Consider the following 20,362-nt stretch of genomic DNA (forward strand, 5'->3'; position numbering starts at 1 on the left):
CCATGTCGTTCGGAACCATGGATGAAGGGGACAGCGATGATGTGATGAACGAAATCAATATGACGCCCCTGGTGGACGTCATGCTGGTGCTGCTCATCATCTTCATCATTACCGTGCCCGTGATGAAACACTCGGTCAACGTGGACCTGCCCCGCGCCACCAACCAGCCCGAGGAGACCAAGCCGGCCACCGTCCAGCTGGGCATCACGGCCGATGGCAAGTACTCCTGGAACGGCAAGGACATCAGCGACGAACAGCTGGAGACCCATCTTCAAGCCGAAGCTGCCAAGGAGCCTCAGCCCGACCTGCATATCCGCGGGGACAAGGAAGTTCGCTATGAACGAGTGGCCCAGGCCATGGCCGCCGCCCAACGTGCCGGCGTCAGGAAAATCGGCTTTGTGACCGACCCTTCCAGATAGACGCACGACTGTCCCTCAAAAAACGGCCCTCAGGGGCCGTTTTTTATTGCACCCCAGCATCGACCTCCTCCTCCCCGGCGTGATCCTCGGCGGCGCACGCAAGGAGTGCCCAGGAAATAGTCTCCATTGCCCACAAATGAGACTAAGTATCACTTGCGTTTTAATTGAGAATTGTTATCATTACACCAGTTTTTGCTCTTAAGGAATCACGGCATGTCTGCACCGCTTGTTGCGACCTCACAGCCCAACGACCGCAGCGCCTCCTCCATGGCTGCTGCAACCCCTTCCGCCGCGGCGGGCTCCAGCCTCGGCCTGGACAGCGCTCAGCTGCTCAACGGCCAGAAGGCCGTCACCATCCTGCACAACGGCACGCCCTATCGCCTGCAGGCCACCAAGCTGGGCAAGCTCATCCTGACCAAATAAGCCGTTTCATCGTGGGGCGACACCGCAAGTGTCGATTCGCCAGCCACAGTCGCCGCAGAGCACCTGCCCTCTCTGGTGCTCGCGCTTCACATAGCCACGCGTTTTTTACCCATTCGCCAAGCGCCAAAACAAAACCCCTGCACGCACCCGGCGGCAGGGGTTTTGTTTTGGAGTCTGCCGCCGCAGCAGCAGAAATTACGCCATCACAGACCCAGGGCAGCGATGCCGGCCTTGGCCACCTGTGCGTCTTCATTGGCCTTGACACCGGAAACACCCACGGCGCCCAGCACCTGGCCGTCCTTGACGATGGCCACGCCGCCTTCGAGCAGACCATCGACAAACGGAGCGCTCAGGAAAGCGGTACGGCCGTTGTTGATCATGTCTTCGAAGGCCTTGGTGTCCTTGCGGCCCACGGCGGCAGAGCGCGCCTTGGCGGGAGCGATATGGGAAGAGATGGGAGCAGCACCGTCCATGCGCTGCAGCAGCAGCAGATGGCCGCCGTCGTCCACGATGGCGATCGTCACGGGCCAGTTGTTCTTCAGTGCTTCAGCTTCGGCAGCCGCAGCGATGGCTTTCACATCGGCCAGTTCGAGTTCGTGCTTGGTCTTCATAAGATAAAAAGCTCCGTTGGATTGTCAATGCTGCAAGCATATTCTGTACTTTGCAGGCAAAAATAGATGCGATGTGAAAAACATTCCATCCTAAAACTGCCGCATTGCAACGGGGTATTGCAAAGGCTTCTCAAGACCCCCACCTAGAATGACAATGTTTCCACCCACAATTCCTGAAGGAGGAATGGCTACATGAACGAACAAGTCACCACACTGGGCTCTGCGGGCTACGGTGTCTCGCAGCAAGAGCGCAACCGTGTCTTGCGCAATACCTACTGGCTGCTGGCACTCAGCCTGATCCCCACCGTGCTGGGCGCTTGGCTGGGCGTAGCCACTGGCATGACTCGCGCGCTGACGGGCGGCGTGGGCCTGATCGTGTTCATGGTCGGCGCCTTCGGCTTCATGTTTGCGATCGAGAAGACCAAGCACAGCGCCGCTGGCGTGCCCGTGCTGCTGGCCTTCACCTTCTTCATGGGCCTGATGCTCTCGCGCCTGATCGGCATGATCCTGGGCTTCTCCAACGGCACCCAGCTGATCATGACGGCATTTGCGGGCACAGCCGGCGTGTTCTTCGTGATGGCCATGCTGGCCACCGTGATCAAGCGCGACCTGTCGGGCATGGGCAAGTTCCTGTTCGTGGGCGCCCTGGTGCTGATGGTGGGTGCCATCATCAACGTCTTCGTGGGCTCCACCGCAGGCATGATGGCCATCTCCATGCTGGCAATCGGCATCTTCTCCGCCTACATGCTGTATGACCTCAAGCAGATCATCGACGGCGGCGAGACCAACTACATCAGTGCCACCCTGGCCCTGTATCTGGACCTGTTCAACGTGTTCCAGAGCCTGCTGGCCCTGCTCGGCATCATGGGCGGCGACCGCGATTAAGCCTCGCTGCTGCCCGATCAAAAAGGAGTGCCTTGCGCACTCCTTTTTGTTCGCAGCAATCTGCCGCTGTCGGGCACGGCCAACGCCGCAATGGAAATTTCAGCCATGGCCTAAATTACCGGCTGCCGCTGCCGATAAGCAGACAAGATGAAGCCAAACCACCTTCCCCGCGCACTTGCCATTGCCCTGCTACCTCTGGTACTGGCAGGCTGCAAGATCGAAGATATCCCGGGCCTGGGCCCTGATCCACGCACCGTGGCGCGCGAATCCGAAGCCAAGGCCATTGGCGGTGCCTGTCGGCACGCCATGCGCGGACTGGAAGACTGCTACGTCCTCAACCCCAAGGCCCCCAAGGCCCTGGTGTTTGCGGGCTGGAAGGACATGGATGAATATATGCGCTCCAACAAGATCGAAGGCGTGCCTTCCGTGCTGGGGCAGAGTGCCGCCGAGAAACGCGGCGCTGCGGAGTCCGACAACGGCAGCGGCCGTAACCGCAGCTGAAATCGCTGATGGCAGGCCCGGAGCATGAGCTCCTGGCCCTGTCAATGAACATCGATCGGCACAGGCCGTAGCAACACTGCTACGGCTTTTTTTATGTCCGGCAATCACCCTGCCCACGCATTCCCGGATGTCATATTTTCTTTGCGTGTATTGAATACAAACAATTCTCATTTATATTCATGGACTATTGATTCCATTCTTAGCTGCACATACGCGCATCCCAGCGACGAGTTCTGTTGTGCTCTCAACCATGGGGACAAGACTGCCGTGCCAGATGATGACTTCAACCAACTACGCCTCGAGCATGAGGCCCTCATGCTGACCTACATGGAAGTGCAGACCCGCTGCACGGCACAGATGCAATCGCTGGCACGCGAAGTGGAGGCGCTCAAGCGCCAGCTGGTGTACCTCAGGGCCAAAGTCATTGTCCGCGACAGTGCTCTGGCCTGGGAGCGTGAGCAGCGCCACGCGCTGGCCCAGGCCATGGCACTGAATCTGGTGCAGGTCCCCCCAGCATCGCAGGCAACCACGGCGGCCGGCATTGACTGGCCTTTGGTCGAGGCTGCAGACAGCCAGGCCCTGACCGAGCAGCAGTTGCTGGAGGACAGTCTGCACGCTGCCGATCTGGTGATCTGCCAGACGGGCTGCATCAGCGATGGCGCCTACTGGCGCGTGAAGGATCACTGCAAGCGCACCGGCAAGACCTGCCTGCTGGTGGATCAGCCGACCGCCTTGCGGGTGGTGCGCATACATCCATCGGGAGAGGACGGAAAAGTCGTGGCAGCCCAGGCCTGCATCGAGGGCTCCTCATGAGAGTCCGCACGACAAACGCCTCGGCTGCCGATTTGCTGTCCGCATGGAAGCGTCACACCCGCACGGCGCTGGAGGCAACGCTGGAGCATCGCCATCTCGCGGCCCAAAAGCACTATCGCCATGCGCAGCGGCTGGGTCTGCAACTACTTGGCGCGGAACCCGGAGACATTGCCGACGATGACCGCGTTGCGGCCTTTGTCGTGGCCCACCTGAATCTGGCGGATGCCTTTGCCGCCGCAGGCCAGCCGGGTTCGTCCTCCGAATGTCTGCATGAGGCGCAGCAGACCCTGATGTCACTGCTGCAGCAGGGCTGCGCCAGCCCCTGCCTGAGTCTGGCGCTATACCGTCATCTGCCCCAGCTGCTGGCCGCGCGGGCCGAGCGCGGTGCCGCAGACCCTCATGCCGCCGCGGGCGTCTGCGCCTCGACATCCGCTTTCCCTCTCACTCACCCCGCCAGCGACAGGCAGTCCCGCCTTGCCAGCGTCGAGTCCGTGCACTCATCACTGCACTGACCTCCCTCTCTCTCACTGCCAAGGCATTCACTCATGAGCCATACCCTGCCCCCACTGGCCTACGACTACGCGGCACTGGAGCCGCATATCGATGCGCAAACCATGGAGATCCACTACGCCAGGCATCATCAGACCTACGTCAACAACCTCAATGCGGCACTCGAAGACAGCGAGTACGCGCAATGGTCGCTGGACGATCTGCTTGCCAAGCTTGAATCACTGCCGCAAACGCTGCGTCAAGCAGTGCGCAACAACGGCGGCGGCCATGCCAATCACAGCCTGTTCTGGCAAGTCATGTCTCCCGGCGGAGGAGGCCTGCCGCAGAACGCTCTTGCAGCCGCCATTGACAAGGACCTTGGCAGCTTCGAGAACTTCAAGACCGAATTCACCAAGGCTGCCATCAGCCGCTTTGGCAGCGGCTGGGCCTGACTCAGCGTGGACCGCAGCGGCAAGCTGCATGTGGAAAGCAGCGCCAACCAGGACAACCCTTTGATGCCTGGCATTGGCAGCGGCAACACGCCGATTCTGGGCCTGGACGTCTGGGAGCATGCCTATTACCTGAAATACCAGAACCGCCGCCCCGAATACATCGCCGCCTTCTACAACGTGGTGGACTGGAATGAAGTGGCGCGCCGCTTTGCTGCCGCCACCCAGGCTGTCAGGAGCTGAACCATGGGCCCGGACGGACTGCAGACCGCCTCCTCCAGCCAGACGCCCCTGCCGCTCAGGACCAGGCTCGGGCTGCTGATCTCTGCGGCCGGTGCTCTGGTGCTGGCATCCATGGTCTGGAAGCAGCTGCAGACCAATCCCGCAGCACTGAATGCACTGCTAGGCGGAAGCGTAGCGGCACTGGCGACCGCGCTGGGCGCTTTGCCGGTGCTGCTGACCCAACATCCATCCGAGCGCACACAGGACACGCTGTTTGGCTTTGGCGCAGGCGTGATGCTGGCTGCCTGCGCCTTTTCACTGATCCTCCCCGGACTGGAAGCCGCCAAGGCAGCGACCTCGCCCGCCAGCAGCGAATGGCTGAGCGGTGCCTTGATCGGCGCAGCCATCTTGCTCGGAGGTGCAGCCCTGCTGGTCATGGATCGCCTGCTGCCGCACGAGCACTTCATCAAAGGCCGTGAAGGTGCCGATGCCAAGCAGCTGCGGCGCACCTGGCTGTTTGTCATTGCCATCACGCTGCACAACCTTCCGGAGGGCCTGGCCATAGGCGTGGGTTATGCCGCCAACGAGGGGCTGCGTGCCAGCTCGCTGACACTGGGCATTGCCATACAGGATGTGCCCGAGGGTTTTGTCGTCGCGGCCTCTTTGCTGGCAGCCGGCTATACCCGTGGTTTTGCAGTGGTGCTGGGGGCTCTGACAGGGTTGATCGAACCCCTGGGCGCCGTGACTGCCACCATCGTCGTCAGCAGCTCCACCATGCTGCTGCCCTCGGGTCTTGGCTTCGCCGCTGGTGCCATGCTGTTTGTCATCAGCCACGAAATCATTCCCGAATCGCATCGCAAAGGTCATGAAGCCTGGGGCACCACAGGGCTCATGCTGGGCTTTGTCTTGATGATGATTCTGGACACTACCCTGGGCGGCTGAACTGCGCCGTGCCGGCGCAGTTCAAGCGCTTGCGCTCTTATGCGCGCTCGAAAACGGCCATGGATTCCACGTGCGCCGTGTGCGGGAACATGTTCACCACGCCCGCAGCCACGCAGCGGTAGCCTGCCTGGTGCACCAGCAGACCCGCATCACGCGCCAATGTGGCCGGATTGCAGCTCACATAGACGATGCGCTTGGGAAACTGCCAGCTTTCCTGACCCTCGGGCAGGGGCGGCAACAGATCGGGCTGCTCTTCGCTGGCCACGCCGGTCTGCTTGGCGCCAATGCGGATCTGGTGAATATCGGCCAGTGCCTTGGACAGGGCAAACGCACCTTCGCGCGGGGGATCGACCAGCCATTTGTCGGAATTGCCGTCGGCAATCAGCATGGCAGGCGTCATCTCGAACAGATTGCGCGCCACAAAGCGGGTGGGAGCCAGCTTGTCTTCTTCGCTGCGCGCGGCATTGTTGCGCGCGTAGTTCTCGTGCGAGCGCCTGACCAGGGTTTCCGAGCCTTCGATGCCCAGCACCTCGCGTGCCATGGTGGCGATCGGCAGCGTGAAATTGCCCAGGCCGCAGAACCAGTCGATGACGCGCTCGTCCTTTTTCGCGTCCAGCAGGCGCAGCGAGCGCGTGACCAGCACGCGGTTGATATGCGGATTGACTTGGGTGAAGTCAGTGGGCTTGAACGGCATGGTGATGCCGAAGTCTGGCAGACCATAGGACAGCTGCGTGCCGCCCTCCTCCATCAGATGCACGGTATCCGGGCCCTTGGGCTGCAGCCACCACTGCACGTTCTGCACGGCAGCGAAGTCACGCAGGCGCTGCTTGTCGGCATCCGACAGAGGCTCCAGATGGCGCAGCACCAGGGCCGTGACGTGGTCACCGCAAGCCACTTCGATCTGCGGACAGGTTTCGCGGGCATCCAGGCTGGCGATCAGCGCGCGCATGGGCATGAGCATGGCATCCACATGGGGCGGCAGAATCTTGCAGACCTCCATGTCGGCGATATAGCGGCTCTTGCGCTCATGAAAGCCCACCAGCACCTTGCCCTTCTTGGCCACATAACGCACCGACAGGCGCGAGCGGAAGCGATAGCCCCAGGCCGGTCCTTCGATGGGGCGCAGCAGCGTCTCGGGCTTGACCTTGGCCAGATGCCAGAGATTGTCCTCCAGCACCCGCTGCTTGATCGCGACCTGGGCCGCCACATGCAGATGCTGCATCTTGCAGCCGCCGCAGGCTCCGGCGTGCAGGCCGAAATTGGGGCAGCCGGGCTTCACCCGCTGCGAGGACTCTCGGTGGATTTCGGTCAGCGTGGCCGCTTCCCAGTTGTTCTTCTTGCGATGGGTGTTGGCGCTGACGATTTCACCGGTCAGGGCACCGTCGATGAAGACCACCTTGCCATCGGGCTTGCGGGCTACACCCTGGGCGTCCATGTCCATGGACAGCACTTCCAGCCAGCCCTCGGGCAACGCCGGGGCATCGGATGGGACTTCGGGCAGGTTCTCGGGAATTTTGTTGTCGCGGGATTCACTCATGGTGGCCGATTGTCTCAGGCCGCCCCATACCCGAGGGCAGACCACGGCAAAAAACTGCACGGGCTGCGGGATGACGCCCTGGCCCCTGCGCCGGCCGCACGTCAGATAGCACGCGTCAAAAACACCTCAAACGCTTGGCGATCAAGCGCTGACCGCTATGTAATCAGAAGCGCTGATCTTCGCGCAGGCGGCGCTCGCGGTTGTTGCGCGCCACAGCAAGCTGGGCACGCTCGGCAATCAGATTGACCTCGGTGGCGCAGTTGTACTCGTCGAGCGAGAAGAACATGCGCGCTCCGGGGGAGAGTTGCGACACCGTCTGGTGCAAGGGCAGGGAAAGATCGACCGGTGCCACATTGGAGCGATAGATCAGCTCGTTATTGGGCGCATAGACAAAATAGCAGGCCGCCGATGCGGCCTGGGCCAAGGCACAGGCCGACAAAATCAAGGCAGCACGCAAGACGGATGCAGCGGTCATGAACTCTCCCTTCCCTGACGGGGCTCCATGCCCCTGTAATGCAGCCATTTTACGAGTACGGCATGGGGGAGCGAGTCGGCTCGGAATTTCTTCCATTAAAGAAATACCGCTTCCAGCCCTGACCGCCAGATCGTGGTGCTCACCTGAGCTTTGCCTGAAGCAGCACAGCGATTTTTCAAAACATAAATTTCTGTATTGACAGAAATTTCAAGCAAGACCACACTGCATCTCATGCAACTGAGTCCTATCGCTGAACGCTTTGTGCACCACTGGGGAGACATGGGAAGCGCCTGGGGCGTGAACCGTACGGTGGCGCAAATCCATGCCCTGCTGTTCTTTCACGGCCGCCCCCTCAATGCCGACGAAATCTGCGAAACCCTGGGCGCGGCGCGTTCCAACGTCAGCAACAGCCTCAAGGAGCTGCTGAGCTGGAACTTGATTCGCACCAGCCGCAGAAGCGGCGACCGGCGCGAGTATTTCGAGACTTCGGCGGATGTCTGGGAGTTGTTGCGCACCATTGTGCGGGAGCGCAAGCGGCGCGAGTTCGACCCCACCAGCGCGCTGCTGCGCGAACTGATCGCCCGGCCCGAATTCGAGAGCGAGACAGCCGATACCCAGGACCGCGTGCACGAGACCTTGCGCCTCATGGATTCGCTGGGCATCTGGACCGACGAGATGCTGCGGCTGTCCCCCGCCACGCTGGACAAGATCCTGCGCCTGGGTGCCAGCGTCCAGCGCTTTGTCCGCGGCAGGGATGGCGGCCAGGGCAAGGATACCGACTGAAACCGGACTGAATTCTGTCAAGGCAGAAAACTGTAAAGGAGTAGCGTATGCGAGTTCTGATCTGCGGCGGCACCGGCTTTCTGGGCCGGCATATCGTGAATGCCCTCGCCCTGCTGGACCATGACCCCGTGGTACGCAGCCGCCACAGCCAGCCGCCTCTGGATTTCGGTGCCTGCACGACGGCCGAGGCGTGGCTTGCGCATCTGCAGGGCATTGACGCCGTCATCAATGCCGTGGGCGCCCTGCGCGACAGACCCGGCCAGGACCTGCAGACCCTGCACTCTCTGGCACCCATGGCGCTGTTCGATGCCTGCGCCCGGGCAGGCGTGCGCCGCGTGGTTCAGGTCTCGGCGCTGGGCGCGGGTCAGGGCGGCACCCAGTACGCCACCACCAAGCGCGCTGCCGACGAACATCTGCTGACGCTGGGCAGGCAGGGCCTGCTCAAGCCCGTCGTCGTGCGACCCAGCATCATCTTTGGTGCAGGTGGTGCCAGCAGCCAGTTGTTGATGAATCTGGCCAGGCTGCCCCTGTTACTGCTGCCCGGACTCATGCGCAGCAGCCGGATACAGCCCGTGGCCGTGCGTGATCTGGCCGATGTGCTCGCGCAGATGGCGACATCGGATACCCCTGAAGGCATGGTCGAGATCGGTGGCCCCGAACCGCTTTCGACAGAGGCCTTCATCGCCAGCCTGCGCAGCCAGATGGGTTATGGCCCGGCATCGGTCCATGCCCTGCCCGACTGGATGAGCAAGGGCAGCGCCAGAGTCGGCGACCAGATCCCCAGCCTGCCCTGGTGCAGTGAAACCATGGCCTTGCTGGAGAACGACAACGTCACCGACCCGCAGACCCTGGTGCGCTTGCTGGGGCGCGCGCCTGTGGCTCCGGGTGCCATGCTGGGCACCGTGCCCAGGGAAGGCCACCGTCATGCCTGATCTGCAGAACAGAAGCCAGGCCGGCGATCAGGCCGCCAAATGCATGCACGCCAGCCTGGTCGTCGTCTGGCTGGGGACGGCCCTCGTCAGCGCACTGGACTATTTCGGCCTCTCGGGACTGCAGCACGAAGGTGCACGTCTGCTGTCTGACGGCGGCATTGTCGATGCACGCTGGCAGGCACTGCTGATCTGGTCCGGCCTGCTGGCCGATTTGGCTCTGGGTCTGGCCTTGCTGCTGCGCCCGGGCCGGGCCAGCTACCTGACAGCGCTGTTGCTGATGACGGCCATGACCGTCATCGGCACGGCTCTTCAACCCGCGCTATGGCTGCATCCGCTCGGGCCACTGCTCAAAAACCTGCCCATCGCCGCCATGCTGTGGTTTTTGCTGCAGGCACACAACCCCTCCGACAGACTTGAATCATGAATACCTATCTGCTGCTCAAGACGCTGCACATTCTCTCCAGCGTGCTGCTGGTCGGCACGGGCCTGGGCTCGGCCTTCTATATGTTCTTTGCCAACCGCAGCGGCTCGGTGGCGGCACAGGCCGTGGTCAGCCGCCTCGTGGTGAGGGCCGACTGGTGGTTCACCACCCCCTGCGTCTTCATTCAACCGATCACGGGCATTGCCATGGCCTATCTCGCAGGCTGGCCGCTGACCACGCCCTGGCTTGCGCTATCGCTGGGCCTTTATGCGCTGGCCGGCATCTGCTGGCTGCCCGTGGTCTGGCTGCAGATCCGCATGGCCGCGATGGCGAATCAGGCACATCGCCAAAGCCAGGCTCTGCCGCCGCTTTTCCGGCAGTACCAGCTGCGCTGGGAAGCCCTGGGCTACCCCGCCTTTGTGGCCATGGCCGGTACCTATTACTTGATGGTGAACAAGCCGCTCCTCTGGGGCTGAGTGGCCGGTCGCACGCAAATCGGCTCCATCGTGCCGAATCAGGGCTGCCCAGATCCGATCGCAGTCATCGGACGGCCCTGCGATTCGCCGTCTACCGGAACACGCCAATCGCTTCCACGAGATTTTTCACCTGCCATTGCATGCTGCTGGAGGCCTGCGCGCCCTGGGTCACCAACTGCGCATTCTGCTGCGTCAGATAGTCCATGTCCGCCACGGACTTTCCGACCTGGGTGATCTCCTCGCTCTGCTCGCGCGTGGCCTTGCTGATCTCCGCGATGAAATCCGCCACGCGGCGGGCCTGGGAGACGATATCCCCGATGTTTCGCCCCGCATCGTTGACGACGTGAGAGCCGGCCTCGATGGTGGCGGTACTGGCCTGAATGAGCGCCTTGATCTCCTTGGCGGCGTCGGCGCTGCGCTGGGCCAGGGCCCGCACCTCGCCGGCAACGACCGCAAATCCCCTGCCGTGTTCGGCCGCACGGGCGGCCTCCACGGCCGCATTCAGCGCCAGCAGATTGGTTTGAAACGCAATGCTGTCGATCACTCCGACGATGTCGGCGATCCTGCGAGAGTTGGCGGTGATGGAGTCCATGGTGGAGACGATCTGATCCATGGACTGCCCCCCGCGCAGGGCGGCCTCGCTGGCCTCGCTGGCAAGCACACCGGCTTTTTGCGCCGTGTCCGCGCTGGACTGAACCCGGGCCGTGATCTGCTCCATGGATGCCGAAGTCTGGGCCACATTCACCGCCAGTTGCTCCGTCTGCCCGTGCAGGAAGCTGTTGCCTTGCTCTATTTCATTACAGGCTTGCTGAACATTCAGCGCCTGCTGATTCACATCGTCCACCAGCCAGCGAAACATCAGGCCGATCTGGTTGACCGTCCGCAGCGTGGTGCCGATTTCATCCGTGCGCTGCAGATATTCCGTCTGCCGGTTGTTGCCGGTTGCCACGTTCAGCGACTGACGCTTCAGCAGCTCCAGCGGCGTGGCGAACTGGCTCTCCAGCAGCAGTGTCATCACCATCAGAGCAACCGTCATGAAGGCCGTCATCGACAGGACCTGTGTCGGGCTTTGACCCAGCAGCCAGGCTCCAAGCACCAGGGCACCCCACAAGGCCAGCGAGTTCAGGCGAATGCGCCGTCGCACCCCCAAATGCCGCCAGATGGACAGCACCTTCCCCAGCCCTTTCTTGGAGACAATGCCTTTGTGCAGTTCATGGGCTGATCCGCCCTTGTCGTGCATGGACTCATACAGCTTTTGCGCCGCCTCGACCTCCTTGCGCTCGGGCTGGGTGCGCACCGACATATAGCCCTTGGCCTTGTCATTGCGGATGATGGGTATGGCATTGGCCCGGACCCAGTAGTGGTCCCCGTTCTTGCGGCGGTTCTTGACGAGTGCGCTCCAGGGCTCGCCACTCTTGAGCGTGGCCCACATATCGGCAAAGGCAGCCGGCGGCATGTCCGGGTGGCGCACCAGGTTGTGGGTCTGACCGAGGATCTCCTGCGGCTCGAAACCGCTGACCTCCATGAATGCCTGATTGGCATATTTGATGTAACTCTCCGTGTCCGTGGTGGACATCAGCGTCGCATTCTCATCAAAGCTGTACTCGCGCTGTGTCACTGGTGCATTGACTCGCATAAATGCCGCTTTCTGGTCATGAATCGAGAACGACTGCACAGCTTTGTGTCGCAGCCAGCATCGCGCTTGCCCTGCGGCAACCACTCTGTGTGTATCAATTATTTACATGTTTTCTGCGGCCCATCCATTCCTGAAAAATGCAGTTGTTGCTCGCTCGCGTCAACACAGACACCGAACCCTGAGCCCTTCATTCAAACGCGCTTTCCTCCTACAAGGGCAGCCGCGCATCATCCTTGATCTCTTCCATCACCGCATAGGTTCTGGTCTCGCGCACGCCCGGAAGCTGCCACAGCACCCTGCCCGCAAAGTCTCGGTAGGCGGCCATGTCGGCCATGCGGGTCTTGAGCAGATAGTCAAACCCCCCTGCCACCATATGGCATTCCATGATGGCGGGGTAAGCCAGCACGGCAGCCTTGAACTCGTCAAACACATGGGGCGTGGTACGGTCCAGCAAGACCTCGACAAACACCGTCATGCCGACCCCCAGCTTCTGCGGATTCAGGCGAGCCTCGTAGCCCAGGATGTAGGCGTCGCGCGTGAGCCGGGCCACGCGGGCCTGCACGGCCGTGGGCGAAAGCGCCACCTGCTCTGCCAGACGCAGATTGGAGATGCGCCCGTCGGTTTGCAGAATCGCCAGTATTTTCCGGTCAATCCTGTCAATATCAACTTCTAAAGCATCAGTCATTAGTGAATTCCTCTTTATGAAGGATTCAATATAGTGATTCATTCTTCATTGAACCAGCAATGATTTTCCCTATGTAGACAGCCGCGTCCGGGCCGCATGCAATGCAGCTGTGAACATGGTGAAGGCCGCGCACCTGCTCGCGTCCAGCCTTTCCGACACCCGCACCGACATGCCGATCTTCACAGCGCTGCCAGATTCCAGCCGCCCCGCCGACGCACTGCGCAGGGCCATCACTGCCTCCACCCGCATGGCCGAACCCGCAGCCGTGGCCCGGCTGCTGCCTGAGGCCACCCTGCCGCCAGCCCAGGCAGCCGGGGTTGCCGTCCATGCGCAAAAGCTGGTGGAGCAGTTGCGTTCCCAGCCCGCCAGCGCGGGACGCCAGGGGCTGGTCCAAGGATTGCTGCAGGAGTTCTCCCTGTCCTCGCAAGAGGGCGTGGCACTGATGTGCCTGGCCGAGGCCTTGCTGCGCATCCCCGATGCCGCCACGCGCGACGCGCTGATCCGCGACAAGCTGCGTGGCGGCGACTGGCAGGCACACCTGGGCAAGAGCCCTTCGCTCTTCGTCAATGCAGCTGCCTGGGGACTGGTGGTCACCGGAAAGCTGGTCGATACGCACAGCGAGCCGGGCCTGCTCTCGGCGCTCAGGCGCATCACGGCCAGGGGGGGCGAACCACTGGTGCGCAAGGCCGTGGACATGGCCCTTCGCTTGATGGGCGAACAGTTCGTGATGGGCGAGACCATTGACCAGGCGCTGGCCCGTGCACGCGAACTGCAGGCCAGGGGGTTTCGCTATTCGTACGACATGCTGGGCGAGGCCGCGCTCACGGCCGACGATGCGCAGCGCTATCTGCAGTCCTATGTGGAGGCGATTCATGCGATCGGCAAGACCGCAGACGGCCAGGGCCTCTATGAAGGACCGGGTATTTCCATCAAGCTCAGCGCCCTGCACCCACGCTACAGCCGCGCCCAGCGGCAGCGTGTGATGGGCGAATTGCTGCCGCGCGTGCTGGAGCTGTGCGAGCTGGCACGCGGATACGACATCGGTCTCAACATCGACGCCGAAGAAGCAGACCGGCTCGAGCTTTCGCTGGATCTGCTGGAGCAGCTCGCACATGCCCCCAGCCTGGCGGGCTGGAACGGGCTGGGCTTTGTGATTCAGGCCTATCAGAAGCGCTGCCCCTATGTGATCGACTACCTGGTCGACCTGGCGAGGCGCAGCGAACGCCGCCTCATGGTGCGGCTGGTCAAGGGTGCCTACTGGGACAGCGAAATCAAGCGTGCCCAGATCGACGGCCTGAGCGACTATCCGGTCTACACCCGCAAGCATCACACCGACGTGGCGTATATCGCCTGCGCACGCAAGTTGCTGGCCGTGCCCGACGCCATCTACCCGCAGTTCGCCACCCACAATGCGCAGACCGTCGCCTCTATCGAGTCACTCGCGAGTGCGCATCCCTACGGGCCGGGCAGCTATGAATACCAATGCCTGCATGGCATGGGCGAACCCCTGTACCGCCATGTGGTCGAGGCCGACGACAAGGCAGCGCGCCGCCCCTGCCGCATCTATGCCCCCGTCGGTACGCACGAGACGCTGCTCGCCTATCTGGTGCGGCGACTGCTCGAAAACGGAGCCAACAGCTCGTTCGTGCACCGCATTGCCAACCCTGACTGGCCGCTCTCCGACCTGATAGCGGCACCCGCGGATCTGGTCCTGGCGGAAAGCCGGATGGATGCTCGGGCTGCCGTCGGTATGCCGGGTGCGCCAGAAGCCATTGGCCTTCCCCACCCTCGCATCAGCCTTCCGTGCGACCTGCTGGGTGCACAGCGCCTCAACTCGCCAGGGCTGGATCTGAACGATGATGGTGTGCTGTTCGCCCTGTCCGAGGCGCTGGTGACACACCGCCCGGCCACCCAGTCCCTGGACGGCACCATCGGCAATGTCATTGTCAATCCGGCCGATCATCGGCAACTGCTGGGCCGCGTCAGCGATGCCACGCCTGCGCAGATTCAGCAGGCACTGGAGACTGCAGAACGGGCCCAGCCCGCATGGGAGGCGATCCCGGCCGAGCAGCGCGCAGGTCTGCTGGAGAGCGCTGCCCGGTGCCTCGAAGCCCGGATGATGCCATTGATGACCCTGCTGATGCGCGAGGCCGGCAAGACTGCGGCCAATGCCGTGGCAGAGGTACGCGAGGCATCCGATTTTCTGCGCTATTACGCGGCCCAGATCCGGCGGCAGGCCGAGGCGGATCTGCTCGCCCCCGGCATCGGGCCGGTGGTCTGCATCAGTCCCTGGAATTTTCCGCTGGCCATCTTCACCGGACAGATCGCCGCTGCCCTGGCAGCCGGCAACACGGTGCTGGCCAAGCCCGCCGAGCAGACTCCGCTGATCGCACAGGAAGCCGTGCGCCTGCTGCATCAGGCCGGCATTGGACCGGGCGTGCTGCAGCTGCTACCCGGCCGCGGAGAAACCGTGGGCGCTGCGCTGGTGGCCGATGCGCGTGTGGCCGGCGTGCTGTTCACGGGTTCCACCGAGGTCGCGCGCCTGTTGAATGCGCAGACTGCCAACAGGCTTCGCCCCGACGGCCGGCCCGTGGTACTGGTGGCAGAGACCGGCGGCCAGAACGCCATGCTGGTGGACTCGTCGGCACAGGTCGAACAAGCCGTGCAGGACATCGTGGCCTCGGCCTTTGACAGCGCCGGCCAGCGCTGCTCGGCGTTGCGCCTGCTGTGCGTTCAAAGCGACTGCGCCGACCGGCTGCTGGCCATGCTGCGCGGTGCCATGCAGGAGCTGCGTTGCGGCGACCCGGCCGAGCTGGCCACCGATGTGGGGCCGGTGATCGATGCCGATGCCAAGGCTGCCATAGAGCGGCATCTCGCCCGTCTGGGAGCCCTGGGCCTGCATATCCACCAGTCGCCGCTGAGCGCCGACATGGCCGTACAAGGGCATTTTGTGCCCCCCACACTGGTCGAGCTGCCCGATCTGCAGCCTCTCGGGCGCGAAGTCTTCGGCCCCGTACTCCATGTGCTGCGCTATCAGAGACGCGAGATGCCGCAGTTGCTGGAGCGCATCAACGCCCTGGGCTACGGACTGACCATGGGTTTGCACACACGCATCGACGAGACCCTGCAACAGGTCGCCCGGGGAGCCCACGTGGGCAATCTGTATGTGAATCGCAATATGGTGGGGGCCGTGGTCGGTGTTCAGCCCTTTGGCGGCGAGGGACTGTCGGGCACCGGCCCCAAGGCCGGAGGGCCGCTGTACCTGCCACGCCTGCAGCAGGCGCCCGGATCGCCCCTGCAGCTGCTTGGTCTGCTGCTGCATCAGTCCGGCGAAGCCCTGCGCGAAGCCAATCCGGCCCTCTCAGCGGCAACGGACGCCTTGCAGCAACTGGGCCACTGGGCCCGGCAGCGCGGAGAAGCCGTCGTCAGCCACGATTGCGAGCGCCTGCGAGCGGCTTTGCCCGGTCTGCATGCCGCGCGCCTGCTGCCCGGCCCCACGGGCGAGCGCAATCTCTACCAGTTGCGCGGGAAACCTCGAACGCTGTGTTCGGCACAGGACAGAACCTCGCTGCTGCAGCAACTGGCCGCCGCACTGGCCTGCGGCTCGCTGGCCCTGTGGCCCGCCAGCCGACTCGGCAACGACGTACACCACCAGCTGCCAGAAGCACTGCATCGCCATGTGCGGCTGTTGCCTGCCAAGCAGGGCATCGAGGAAATTGCGCAGACCGAGCCACTGGATGCTGTGCTGCTGGAATGCGACGATGCCGTTTTTCTGCAATGGTCGCAGGCCTTGGCAGCCCGACCAGGCCCCTTGCTCCTGCCCACGCGCTGCCAGACAGGCCAGCCCGTGCGGCTGGAGCGACTCTGGCACGAGCGTGCGCTGTCGCACAACACGGCAGCCGCCGGCGGCAACGCCGCCTTGATGGCCCTGGAATGAGGCCTGGGCACTGCGCGACAGCGCATTGCCCCCCCAAAGAGAACCCCCGGCGCAGACAGCTGCGCCGGGGGTTGTGCGTAAAAGGGTTTGAGGATTACAGCTTGGCGATGGAAACCTCGGTGGACTTGACCAGGGCCACCACCTCCGACCCCACCGCCAAGCCCAGATCGTTGACCGAGCGCGTGGTGATCACGGAAGTGACGATGCCCCAGGGCGTCTCCACATCCACCTCCGAGACGACATCGCCACGGATGATTTCCTTGACCTTGCCCTTGAACTGGTTGCGCACGTTGATGGCTTGAATAGACATGAGAGTTCTCCTGAGAAAGCGTGAAAGGTGGTGAAAAACAGTGCTTGCGGCACTGCATGAAAACGATTCTGAAACCTTCTCAACAAAACTCAAAAGAATAAAAACAAAAATTTTTATGCCGAAAACATCTTACGCACAAGATCGCTCCAGGATTGGTGCCACCACAGCGGGGCAAAGGCTCTCGCCACCGCTGCAAGGCCTGAAGCAGCGGCAAGCCCGCTCCCGCCTCAGTCCAGGGCCAGGCCCTGCCTGCGCAACTGCGCCACGGGCCCCGATCCGACCCGAGGCTTCGCAAGCCGGCGCAGGCTTTGCCAAGCCCCTCTGGGTGGGGGGCGGCAGGATTGGGACGGTGAGCGACGCCAAGCAGCCTGCAGCGCATTGACAGCAGGCGCTCGGGCCTTGGCCGACAAAGCCGACTGGTACTCTTCAGCCTTCGGCCGATTGCAGCGCGGCACGCACCACCTCGGGTGTCAGCGTGGGCACAAAGCTCTCGATGAACGCATAGGCATAGCCACGCAGCCAGGCATCGCGGCGCAGGGCCAGGCGTGTGAGATTGACCTCGAACAGATGACGCGCATCGATGGCACGCAGATGTCGGTCGCGCTCGGCATCGAAGGCGATGGAGGCGATGATGCCCACGCCCATGCCCAGCTCCGCATAGGTCTTGATCACGTCGGCGTCCATGGCGGTGAGTACCACCTCGGGCACCAGTTCTGCCGCAGCAAAGGCCTTGTCGATATGGGCACGCCCCGTGTAGCCCTGCTCGTAGGTGATGATGGGGTGGCGTGCCAGATCCTCCAGCGTCAGTGGCCCCTCGGCCTCGAGCAGTGCATGGCCGGGCGGGACAACCACGCTGTGCGACCAGCGGTAGCAAGGCAGGGTCACCAGATTCTCGTAGCTACCCAGTGCCTCCGTGGCCACGCCGATATCGGCCTCGCCCGACAGCAGCATCTCGGCCACCTGGCGCGGCGAGCCCTGGTGCAGGTGCAGCGAAACCTGGGGATAGAGCCGGCGGAAATCGCGCACCACCTGGGGCAAGGCATAGCGCGCCTGAGAGTGCGTGGCGGCAATCGAGAGACCTCCGCGCTCGCTGGCATGGAAGTCCTCGCCCGCGCGGCGCAGATTGTCGGCCTCGAGCAGCATCCGCTCGACGATGGGCAGCAGGGCCGTGCCGGGCGGCGTGAGCCCCGTCAGGCGCTTTCCTGCACGCACGAATATATCGATACCCAACTCCTCCTCGAGCTCGCGAATCTGCCGACTCACGCCAGGCTGCGAGGTGTGGAGCATGGCCGCCACTTCGGTGAGATTGAAGCCACGCCTTGCCGTTTCCCGGACCGAACGCAGTTGCTGAAAATTCATATCTTGATGGCAGGCGGCACAGCTTGCGGCTGCGCCCGCCGCCTGTTTCTCTTTGGTTTCGTTGGATGCTCAAATCGCCCAGCGCAGCCCCGTAGCCGGCACGCCAGGCCAGCCCTGCAATCCGGCGTCCTGTTCTGGCTCGGGCTTTTGCAGCACGCGGTCCAGGATGCGGGTCTCCAGTGCAGCAAAGCGGGCATCGCCATGCACGCGCGGACGCGGCAGGTCGATGCGCTCGTCGAGCGCAATGCGTCCGTCCTCGATCAGTACCACGCGATCGGCCAGAGCCACGGCCTCCTGGACATCGTGAGTGACCAGCAAGGCCGTGAAGCCATGGCTGCGCCACAGCCCTTCGATGAGACGGTGCATCTCGATGCGCGTCAGGGCGTCCAGAGCGCCCAGCGGCTCATCGAGCAACAGCAGCCGTGGCTGGTGAACCAGGGCACGGGCCAGCGCCACACGCTGGCGCTGACCGCCCGACAGGCGGGCAGGCCACTCGTTCTCACGATCGGCCAGCCCCACCTGCGCGAGCACCTTGCGGCCGTGCTCGCGTGCCGAATCGGGCAGACCCAGAATCACGTTGTCCAGCACCCGCTTCCAGGGCAGCAGACGCGCATCCTGAAACATGATGCGCGTGTCCTTGTTCTGCTGACCCGGCTCGCCGGCCTCGCCACCATCGATCCGCAACTGTCCGGCGCTGGCCTGCTCCAGACCCGCGACAAGGCGCAGCAAGGTGGACTTGCCGCAGCCGCTGCGCCCCACGATGGCGATGAACTCGCCAGGCTGGACATCGAGCTGCACCTGCTTGAGTACTTCACGCTCGCCATAGCGCTTGGTCAGCTGCAGCGTCTGCAAATGCACACCCAGGGCCTCTTTCTGCTGCACCTCGGGCGGCTTGCCGCCGCCCTGCGGTTTTTCTTCCGCATCCTCGGTCCGCTGCCACAGCTTTCCGCTCGCCTGCAAGGCCTCGGCCTCGTCCCAGGACGCCTCCCAGGCCACCAGCGGCTGGCGCGCATTCAGGGCCCCCGCACTCACCAGAGACTGCGTCAAACGACTCCATAAACTACTCATCGCAAGCTCCTCTCATTCTTTCCACCAAGCCCCAAAAAGCGCACTACCCAGGCCAGAGACATCCAGCAAGAGCCGTCTCGCAGCGAGGATGTCGTCCCCCTCCCGAGGAGAGAGGGGGAAGCCGCGCAGCGGCTCAGGGGCACTCACCCCTGATACCCCGGATGCCAGCGCAGCCACCAGCGCTCCAGCGAACGGGCAAATACATCGGCCAGCTTGCCCAGGATCGCGTAGAGCAGAATGCCCACCAGTACCACATCGGTCTGCAGGAACTCGCGTGCATTCATGGTCAGGTAACCGATGCCTGCCTGCGCCGAGATCGTCTCGGCCACGATCAGAATCACCCACATCAGGCCCAGCGAAAAGCGCAGGCCCACGAGAATGGAAGACAGCGCCCCCGGCAATACGATGTCGCGGTACAGCTGCCAGCGCGTGAGGCCGTAGCTGCGTCCCATCTCGATCAGGCCCGGGTCCACATTGCGAATGCCGTGGAAGGTGTTGAGATAGATGGGGAAGAACACCGAGATGCTGATCAGGAACAGCTTGGCCGACTCGTCGATGCCAAACCACAGAATGACCAGGGGAATCAGCGCCAGCGCAGGAATGTTGCGCACCATCTGGATCGTGGAATCGAGCAGCGTCTCGGCCCAGCGCAGCGAACCCGTGAGCAGACCCAGCAGCAGACCCAGGCTGCCACCGATGGCCAGCCCTGCCAGCGCGCGCCCGGCACTGACCTTCACATGCGTCCAGAGTTCGCCCGACTCGGCCAGCGTCCAGGCCGCACGCAGCACGTCCAGCGGCGCGGGCAGCACCCGCGTGGACAGCCAGCCCGAGGCCGATGCCGCCTGCCATGCAGCAATCAGCGCGACCGGAAGAAGCCAGGGCAGCAGCCGCAAGGCGAACTGGCGCGCCAGCAGCTCCAGACGAGGCACCGGCGGGCGCTCAGCCGGGGCTGCAGCCTGCAACGTCAGTGTTTGAACATCACTCATGCT

Annotated in this window: 21 protein-coding genes and 1 pseudogene; 13 read left to right on the plus strand and 9 right to left on the minus strand. The window is 63.2% G+C overall.

Features of this window, described 5'->3' with window-relative positions; all coding sequences use genetic code 11:
* Positions 1-2: 2 nt before the first annotated feature.
* Positions 3-419 (plus strand): biopolymer transporter ExbD, encoded by a 417-nt coding sequence (locus E2583_RS16360; protein ID WP_291597280.1) that lies wholly within the window; start codon positions 3-5, stop codon positions 417-419.
* A gap of 213 nt (positions 420-632) precedes the next feature.
* A complete protein-coding gene (gene hemP / locus E2583_RS16365) occupies positions 633-842 on the plus strand; it encodes a hemin uptake protein HemP (protein ID WP_291597281.1) in 210 nt (69 codons plus the stop codon).
* A 203-nt stretch (positions 843-1,045) separates the two neighbouring features.
* Here hemP and E2583_RS16370 read toward each other — a convergent pair whose 3' ends face one another.
* Entirely contained in the window at positions 1,046-1,453 is a 408-nt protein-coding gene (locus E2583_RS16370; RefSeq protein ID WP_291597282.1) for a heme-binding protein, read from the minus strand.
* A 192-nt stretch (positions 1,454-1,645) separates the two neighbouring features.
* Between E2583_RS16370 and E2583_RS16375 the strand changes: the two genes are divergently transcribed.
* From E2583_RS16375 to E2583_RS16400, 6 genes and pseudogenes are all read left to right on the plus strand, one after another.
* Positions 1,646-2,338: a Bax inhibitor-1/YccA family protein gene (locus tag E2583_RS16375; RefSeq protein ID WP_003053535.1), complete on the plus strand. Its 693-nt coding sequence runs from the start codon at positions 1,646-1,648 to the stop codon at positions 2,336-2,338.
* Between the two features lie 147 nt (positions 2,339-2,485).
* Positions 2,486-2,839, plus strand: a complete 354-nt coding sequence (locus tag E2583_RS16380; RefSeq protein WP_291597283.1) for a hypothetical protein — start codon at positions 2,486-2,488, stop codon at positions 2,837-2,839.
* Between the two features lie 315 nt (positions 2,840-3,154).
* Entirely contained in the window at positions 3,155-3,652 is a 498-nt protein-coding gene (locus tag E2583_RS16385; RefSeq protein WP_291597284.1) for a hypothetical protein, read from the plus strand.
* Positions 3,649-4,164: a hypothetical protein gene (locus tag E2583_RS16390; RefSeq protein ID WP_291597285.1), complete on the plus strand. Its 516-nt coding sequence runs from the start codon at positions 3,649-3,651 to the stop codon at positions 4,162-4,164. The genes E2583_RS16385 and E2583_RS16390 overlap by 4 nt, the downstream gene beginning before the upstream one ends.
* A 33-nt stretch (positions 4,165-4,197) precedes the next feature.
* A pseudogene (locus E2583_RS16395) lies at positions 4,198-4,833 on the plus strand (superoxide dismutase).
* A 3-nt stretch (positions 4,834-4,836) separates the two neighbouring features.
* Complete coding sequence (locus E2583_RS16400; RefSeq protein ID WP_291597286.1) at positions 4,837-5,754, plus strand: ZIP family metal transporter; 918 nt, start codon at positions 4,837-4,839, stop codon at positions 5,752-5,754.
* A 37-nt stretch (positions 5,755-5,791) separates the two neighbouring features.
* On the opposite strand, the gene rlmD is transcribed toward E2583_RS16400, so the two are convergent.
* A complete protein-coding gene (rlmD, locus tag E2583_RS16405) occupies positions 5,792-7,291 on the minus strand; it encodes a 23S rRNA (uracil(1939)-C(5))-methyltransferase RlmD (RefSeq protein WP_291597287.1) in 1,500 nt (499 codons plus the stop codon).
* A 163-nt stretch (positions 7,292-7,454) separates the two neighbouring features.
* Positions 7,455-7,766 (minus strand): hypothetical protein, encoded by a 312-nt coding sequence (locus E2583_RS16410; protein WP_291597288.1) that lies wholly within the window; start codon positions 7,764-7,766, stop codon positions 7,455-7,457.
* A 231-nt stretch (positions 7,767-7,997) separates the two neighbouring features.
* Between E2583_RS16410 and E2583_RS16415 the strand changes: the two genes are divergently transcribed.
* Genes E2583_RS16415 through E2583_RS16430 form a run of 4 tightly spaced genes read left to right on the plus strand, consistent with a single transcriptional unit; the run spans position 7,998 to position 10,378 of the window.
* Positions 7,998-8,549, plus strand: coding sequence for a MarR family transcriptional regulator (locus E2583_RS16415; protein ID WP_291597289.1), 552 nt, complete (start codon positions 7,998-8,000; stop codon positions 8,547-8,549).
* Between the two features lie 47 nt (positions 8,550-8,596).
* Entirely contained in the window at positions 8,597-9,481 is an 885-nt protein-coding gene (locus tag E2583_RS16420) for an NAD-dependent epimerase/dehydratase family protein (protein WP_291597290.1), read from the plus strand.
* Positions 9,474-9,905 (plus strand): DoxX-like family protein, encoded by a 432-nt coding sequence (locus tag E2583_RS16425; RefSeq protein ID WP_291597291.1) that lies wholly within the window; start codon positions 9,474-9,476, stop codon positions 9,903-9,905. The genes E2583_RS16420 and E2583_RS16425 overlap by 8 nt, the downstream gene beginning before the upstream one ends.
* Entirely contained in the window at positions 9,902-10,378 is a 477-nt protein-coding gene (locus E2583_RS16430; protein ID WP_291597292.1) for a DUF2269 domain-containing protein, read from the plus strand. Before E2583_RS16425 ends, E2583_RS16430 begins: the two co-directional genes overlap by 4 nt.
* A 91-nt stretch (positions 10,379-10,469) precedes the next feature.
* Here E2583_RS16430 and E2583_RS16435 read toward each other — a convergent pair whose 3' ends face one another.
* Both E2583_RS16435 and E2583_RS16440 read right to left on the minus strand, forming a co-directional pair.
* The gene (locus E2583_RS16435) at positions 10,470-12,014 is read right to left on the minus strand and encodes a PAS domain-containing methyl-accepting chemotaxis protein (RefSeq protein WP_291597293.1); all 1,545 of its coding nucleotides are present in this window, start codon (positions 12,012-12,014) and stop codon (positions 10,470-10,472) included.
* Positions 12,015-12,222: 208 nt separating this feature from the next.
* The gene (locus E2583_RS16440; protein ID WP_291597294.1) at positions 12,223-12,699 is read right to left on the minus strand and encodes an Lrp/AsnC ligand binding domain-containing protein; all 477 of its coding nucleotides are present in this window, start codon (positions 12,697-12,699) and stop codon (positions 12,223-12,225) included.
* A gap of 115 nt (positions 12,700-12,814) precedes the next feature.
* Here E2583_RS16440 and putA point away from each other — a divergent pair, with 115 nt between their 5' ends.
* The gene (gene putA / locus E2583_RS16445) at positions 12,815-16,636 is read left to right on the plus strand and encodes a trifunctional transcriptional regulator/proline dehydrogenase/L-glutamate gamma-semialdehyde dehydrogenase (protein WP_291597295.1); all 3,822 of its coding nucleotides are present in this window, start codon (positions 12,815-12,817) and stop codon (positions 16,634-16,636) included.
* A gap of 94 nt (positions 16,637-16,730) precedes the next feature.
* Here putA and E2583_RS16450 read toward each other — a convergent pair whose 3' ends face one another.
* The 4 genes from E2583_RS16450 to ssuC form a co-directional block, all read right to left on the minus strand.
* Positions 16,731-16,946, minus strand: a complete 216-nt coding sequence (locus E2583_RS16450; RefSeq protein WP_003053517.1) for a molybdopterin-binding protein — start codon at positions 16,944-16,946, stop codon at positions 16,731-16,733.
* Between the two features lie 426 nt (positions 16,947-17,372).
* Positions 17,373-18,305 carry a CysB family HTH-type transcriptional regulator gene (locus E2583_RS16455; protein WP_291597296.1) on the minus strand — a complete coding sequence of 311 codons (933 nt, stop codon included), beginning with the start codon at positions 18,303-18,305 and terminating at the stop codon, positions 17,373-17,375.
* 69 nt (positions 18,306-18,374) lie between these two features.
* On the minus strand, positions 18,375-19,373 hold the full coding sequence (locus tag E2583_RS16460; protein WP_291597297.1) for an ATP-binding cassette domain-containing protein: 999 nt from the start codon (positions 19,371-19,373) through the stop codon (positions 18,375-18,377).
* A gap of 143 nt (positions 19,374-19,516) precedes the next feature.
* The gene (gene ssuC, locus E2583_RS16465) at positions 19,517-20,359 is read right to left on the minus strand and encodes an aliphatic sulfonate ABC transporter permease SsuC (RefSeq protein WP_291597298.1); all 843 of its coding nucleotides are present in this window, start codon (positions 20,357-20,359) and stop codon (positions 19,517-19,519) included.
* Between the last annotated feature and the right edge of the window lie 3 nt (positions 20,360-20,362).

Origin of the sequence: Comamonas sp. (genome assembly GCF_009360615.1) — a bacterium.
Classification (GTDB): Bacteria; Pseudomonadota; Gammaproteobacteria; order Burkholderiales; family Burkholderiaceae_C; genus Comamonas.

Excerpts from the sequence above, each read along its gene's own strand:
- E2583_RS16370 (WP_291597282.1), bottom strand. The coding sequence starts at position 1,453 with ATGAAGACCAAGCACGAACTCGAACTGGCCGATGTGAAAGCCATCGCT.
- putA (WP_291597295.1), top strand. The coding sequence starts at position 12,815 with ATGGTGAAGGCCGCGCACCTGCTCGCGTCCAGCCTTTCCGACACCCGC.
- E2583_RS16460 (WP_291597297.1), bottom strand. The coding sequence starts at position 19,373 with ATGAGTAGTTTATGGAGTCGTTTGACGCAGTCTCTGGTGAGTGCGGGG.
- E2583_RS16375 (WP_003053535.1), top strand. The coding sequence starts at position 1,646 with ATGAACGAACAAGTCACCACACTGGGCTCTGCGGGCTACGGTGTCTCG.
- E2583_RS16415 (WP_291597289.1), top strand. The coding sequence starts at position 7,998 with ATGCAACTGAGTCCTATCGCTGAACGCTTTGTGCACCACTGGGGAGAC.
- rlmD (WP_291597287.1), bottom strand. The coding sequence starts at position 7,291 with ATGAGTGAATCCCGCGACAACAAAATTCCCGAGAACCTGCCCGAAGTC.
- E2583_RS16380 (WP_291597283.1), top strand. The coding sequence starts at position 2,486 with ATGAAGCCAAACCACCTTCCCCGCGCACTTGCCATTGCCCTGCTACCT.
- E2583_RS16425 (WP_291597291.1), top strand. The coding sequence starts at position 9,474 with ATGCCTGATCTGCAGAACAGAAGCCAGGCCGGCGATCAGGCCGCCAAA.
- E2583_RS16450 (WP_003053517.1), bottom strand. The coding sequence starts at position 16,946 with ATGTCTATTCAAGCCATCAACGTGCGCAACCAGTTCAAGGGCAAGGTC.
- E2583_RS16390 (WP_291597285.1), top strand. The coding sequence starts at position 3,649 with ATGAGAGTCCGCACGACAAACGCCTCGGCTGCCGATTTGCTGTCCGCA.
- E2583_RS16385 (WP_291597284.1), top strand. The coding sequence starts at position 3,155 with ATGCTGACCTACATGGAAGTGCAGACCCGCTGCACGGCACAGATGCAA.
- E2583_RS16420 (WP_291597290.1), top strand. The coding sequence starts at position 8,597 with ATGCGAGTTCTGATCTGCGGCGGCACCGGCTTTCTGGGCCGGCATATC.
- E2583_RS16440 (WP_291597294.1), bottom strand. The coding sequence starts at position 12,699 with ATGACTGATGCTTTAGAAGTTGATATTGACAGGATTGACCGGAAAATA.
- ssuC (WP_291597298.1), bottom strand. The coding sequence starts at position 20,359 with ATGAGTGATGTTCAAACACTGACGTTGCAGGCTGCAGCCCCGGCTGAG.
- E2583_RS16455 (WP_291597296.1), bottom strand. The coding sequence starts at position 18,305 with ATGAATTTTCAGCAACTGCGTTCGGTCCGGGAAACGGCAAGGCGTGGC.
- E2583_RS16360 (WP_291597280.1), top strand. The coding sequence starts at position 3 with ATGTCGTTCGGAACCATGGATGAAGGGGACAGCGATGATGTGATGAAC.
- hemP (WP_291597281.1), top strand. The coding sequence starts at position 633 with ATGTCTGCACCGCTTGTTGCGACCTCACAGCCCAACGACCGCAGCGCC.
- E2583_RS16410 (WP_291597288.1), bottom strand. The coding sequence starts at position 7,766 with ATGACCGCTGCATCCGTCTTGCGTGCTGCCTTGATTTTGTCGGCCTGT.
- E2583_RS16430 (WP_291597292.1), top strand. The coding sequence starts at position 9,902 with ATGAATACCTATCTGCTGCTCAAGACGCTGCACATTCTCTCCAGCGTG.
- E2583_RS16400 (WP_291597286.1), top strand. The coding sequence starts at position 4,837 with ATGGGCCCGGACGGACTGCAGACCGCCTCCTCCAGCCAGACGCCCCTG.
- E2583_RS16435 (WP_291597293.1), bottom strand. The coding sequence starts at position 12,014 with ATGCGAGTCAATGCACCAGTGACACAGCGCGAGTACAGCTTTGATGAG.